The sequence below is a fragment of the Arthrobacter sp. TB 26 genome (assembly GCF_000427315.1).
Lineage (GTDB): Bacteria > Actinomycetota > Actinomycetes > Actinomycetales > Micrococcaceae > Arthrobacter.
The window spans coordinates 10,540-13,901 of the sequence record NZ_AUPJ01000514.1; the positions used below are offsets into that span (position 1 = coordinate 10,540).

Here is a 3,362-nt window from a genome sequence, read left to right on the forward strand (position 1 = left end):
CAGGTGACCGGCCGCCGTCGTACGTTTTCACTCATCGACTGCTGAGCAGTGGCCCTTTTGAGCGCTCAGAAGGGCCGTTACGGAGCAACCGATTCAGGATTCCCAGAGGATTTCGTCGTCCACGACGCCGTCCTCGTCCGCGGAGGCCACCAGGACCTCGTCGGTGAAGTGCTTGCCGAGCGTGAAGTCCAGGACGAAGTAGCGTTCCGGCTGGCCGGGGAAAATGCCCACGTGGCCCAGCTTGAGCGCCTTGAGGAAGACCGCGTCGGTGAGCTGGTCCTTGTCCTCAACGCCGAAGACCTTCTTCAGGTGCTCGTCCTTGATCGCGTGGCAGTGGAAGTGGCGGTACTCCTGCGGGCTGGTGCCGTCCTGTTCCAGTTCCTCGGCGATCATTTCGCGGACCTGATCCACGAGCTCGGGCAGGAAACGCAACCGGTAGTCAACTTTGTGCAGCGCCGCTTCGTCGAAGTGGTCATGCGCGTTGACATTCAGGTCAAGCTCCACGGTCTCGCCCGCCAATTCATGCTTGGCGGTGAAATTGTGGTCCCTTCCGTGGTTGAGCTCGACCTCTCCGAAGTGCTTGCTCGCTACCTTGTTCATACGTTCAACATAGTCCTCAAAACCGGCCCATTCCAGCATTCCCAAGGTTTTATCCGGTACCGGACCCGCCCCGGCGGCCGGTGCCGGTACATTAAGCGGATGCAAACTGTTGCCCCCGCCGTCGCCCGCGCCCGTCAACTATTCGACACCGGAGCCACCCGTCCGCTGGCCTGGCGGCTCGAGCAACTGCGCAGCCTGCGCCGGATGCTGGCCGAGCGCCGCACGGAATTCGCGGAGGCGCTGGGCAGCGATCTGGGCAAACACCCCACCGAGTCGCTGCTGACGGAAATCGGTTTTGTCACAGCCGAGGCCGCACATTTGGAAAAGCACCTCGAGGCGTGGCTGCGGCCCCGTCCCGTCGCCGTGCCGCTCGCCGTCCAGCCCGCCAAGGCCTGGACCGAGCTGACCCCGCTGGGCGTGGTGCTGGTGATCGGACCGTGGAACTACCCGCTGCAGCTGCTGCTCGCACCGCTTGCCGGCGCCCTCGCCGCCGGCAACACCGTGGTGCTCAAGCCGAGCGAACACGCCCCCGCCACCTCCGCGGCCCTGGCGCGCTGGATTCCGGAATACCTGGCCGGCGCGGCGGAAGTGGTCCAGGGCGGCATCCCGGAAACCACCGCGCTGCTGGCGATGCGCTTCGACCACATCTTCTTCACCGGCGGGGAGGCAGCCGCCAAGGTGGTGCTGCGCGCGGCGGCGGAGAACCTGACGCCGGTGACCCTCGAGCTGGGCGGCAAATCCCCGGCTTACGTGGACTCCTCCACTGACCTGGCCAGGGCCGCCAAACGGCTCGCGTGGGGCCGGTTCATGAACGCCGGGCAGACCTGCGTGGCGCCAGACTACATCCTGGCCACCGAGGAGGTGCTGGTTCCGCTGGAGCGCGAGCTGGTCAAAGCGATCGGCGCGCTCTTCGGCACGGACTCCTCCGTCAGCGAGTCCTACGGCAGGATCGTCAACGACCGGCACTTCGCGCGGATCGCGGCCCTCGCCGACGGCAGCACCGTGGTCCACGGCGGCGGGCGGNCCGCCACTTCGCCCCGACCCTGCTGCGGCCAGCACCCGGGGACACCGTCATGGGGGAGGAGATCTTCGGCCCGCTGCTCCCGCTGGTCCCCGTCGCCGGGCAGGACGAGGCCATCCGGATTATCAACGACGGCGCCAAGCCGCTGGCGCTCTACGTGTTCAGCAACGACGCCGGCACGCGCCGGGCCTTCGCGGAACGCACGTCCTCGGGGGCGCTGTGCTTCGACGTCCCTGCGGCGCACCTGATGGTTCCGGGATTGCCCTTCGGCGGGGTCGGCGGCAGCGGCATGGGCGCCTACCACGGTGAGCACTCAGTGCGGACGTTCTCGCACGAACGGTCCACCCTGGCCAAGACGTTCCGGCCGGACACCCTGGAACTGATCTACCCTCCCTACACCAAGGCCAAGCACCGGCTTATCGGCGCCCTCGCCGGGATGGGGACCGGGCTCCGCAAACGGCTCCGGGCACGCTGACCCGGCCTTTGCGCTGACTCAGCCCTTGCGCGGGACGGCCTGCTTCAGGGCCGGGGAGTGGAACGTGTCGGCGAGCAGCTCGACGAAGAGCTGGACCTGCGCGGTCTGCTTCTCATTGATCAGCAGGGCAAAGACGTTGCGGGCCAGCCGGATCTCGGGAACGTCCAGCACCACCACCCCGGCCGGGCGGTGCAGCAGGGCGAGTTCGGGAACCAGAGCCGCGCCCAGCCCGGCCGCGGCCATCTCGAGGCTCGCGTGGAAGTCATCGCTGTACGCCACCACCCGGGGGTGCAGGTTGCAGCTGGCAAAGAGCCGTTCGATTACGGTGGCGTCGGACGTGCCGGGGTGGTGCACAATCCACGGCATGTCCGAGAGGTGGTCCGCCGCGACTTTCGAATCCGTGCCAATGCCCCAGGCCGCCGGCAGCACCACCCGGAAATCGTCGTCGCCGATCCACTGCCGGTTCACGGTGTGCGGCCACGCGAGGCCGGACTGCCCCACCTGGTAGACGAGGGCGACGTCGAGTTCGCCACCGGTGCGCAGGCCCTGGATGGTCTGGGCCGGCTCCGCGACAGAGACCCGCAGGTCGATGCCGAGCTTCTTCCAGGCCGGGTTCGCCAGGATCCGCGGCAGCACATACGTGGCCAGGCTGGGGAAGATGCCCAGTCGGAGTTCCTGCCGGGTGGTGTCCGCGGTGCGGGAGGCCGCCGCCATGAGGGCTTCGATATCCGTGAGTACTTTGGCCGCGTGCCGGGTCATCACCAGGGCGGCTTCGGTGGGCTGGATGCTGCGGGCCGAGCGCTGGAACAACTCGACGCCGGTGTCGCGCTCCAGGGCTGACATCTGCTGCGAAACGGCCGACGCCGTGTACCCGAGACGGGTGGCGGCCGCCGCGAAGGACCCCAGCCGGGTCACTTCGACAAGGGTCCGCAGATGGACGGGGTTAATCAAGGGCTGCCCTTCTGGCGTTCCGGTGAGGCGGGACCGCAATCCCGCTTCATTCTGGCACATTGGACTCAAGCAAAATGCTGGGAAGTCGCACACATCCACCGGTCCCACGGCGACGAATTGCCCATAAGACGATTCACCCGGACGATCCAGGCAATCGATGTACCAGCCAACAGGAGCAGATCAGTGTCAGATGCAGCAGGGATTCCCCAAGGCCGCCGAGTAGCCGTGATTGGCAGCGGGGTGGCGGGACTGACCGCCGCGTACGTCCTGAACCGGCAGGACACCGTCACCCTCTTCGAAGCCGATTCCAGGCTC

General features: G+C 67.2%; 2 protein-coding genes and 2 pseudogenes (1 of these 4 running past the window's edge). 2 read left to right on the forward strand and 2 right to left on the reverse strand.

Translation table 11 applies throughout. The features are described from left to right. Window positions 1-93 precede the first annotated feature (93 nt). Window positions 94-600: a DUF2004 domain-containing protein gene (locus K789_RS0120365; protein WP_024368359.1), complete on the reverse strand. Its 507-nt coding sequence runs from the start codon at window positions 598-600 to the stop codon at window positions 94-96. Window positions 601-699: 99 nt separating this feature from the next. Between K789_RS0120365 and K789_RS23695 the strand changes: the two are divergent. Further along, a pseudogene (locus K789_RS23695) lies at window positions 700-2,096 on the forward strand (aldehyde dehydrogenase family protein). An 18-nt stretch (window positions 2,097-2,114) separates the two neighbouring features. Here K789_RS23695 and K789_RS0120375 read toward each other — a convergent pair. After that, complete coding sequence (locus K789_RS0120375; RefSeq protein ID WP_024368360.1) at window positions 2,115-3,047, reverse strand: LysR family transcriptional regulator; 933 nt, start codon at window positions 3,045-3,047, stop codon at window positions 2,115-2,117. Window positions 3,048-3,230: 183 nt separating this feature from the next. Here K789_RS0120375 and K789_RS0120380 point away from each other — a divergent pair. Beyond that, a pseudogene (locus K789_RS0120380) lies at window positions 3,231-3,362 on the forward strand (NAD(P)/FAD-dependent oxidoreductase) (it continues 1,269 nt past the right edge of the window).

Excerpts from the sequence above, each read along its gene's own strand:
- K789_RS0120365 (WP_024368359.1), bottom strand. The coding sequence starts at position 600 with ATGAACAAGGTAGCGAGCAAGCACTTCGGAGAGGTCGAGCTCAACCAC.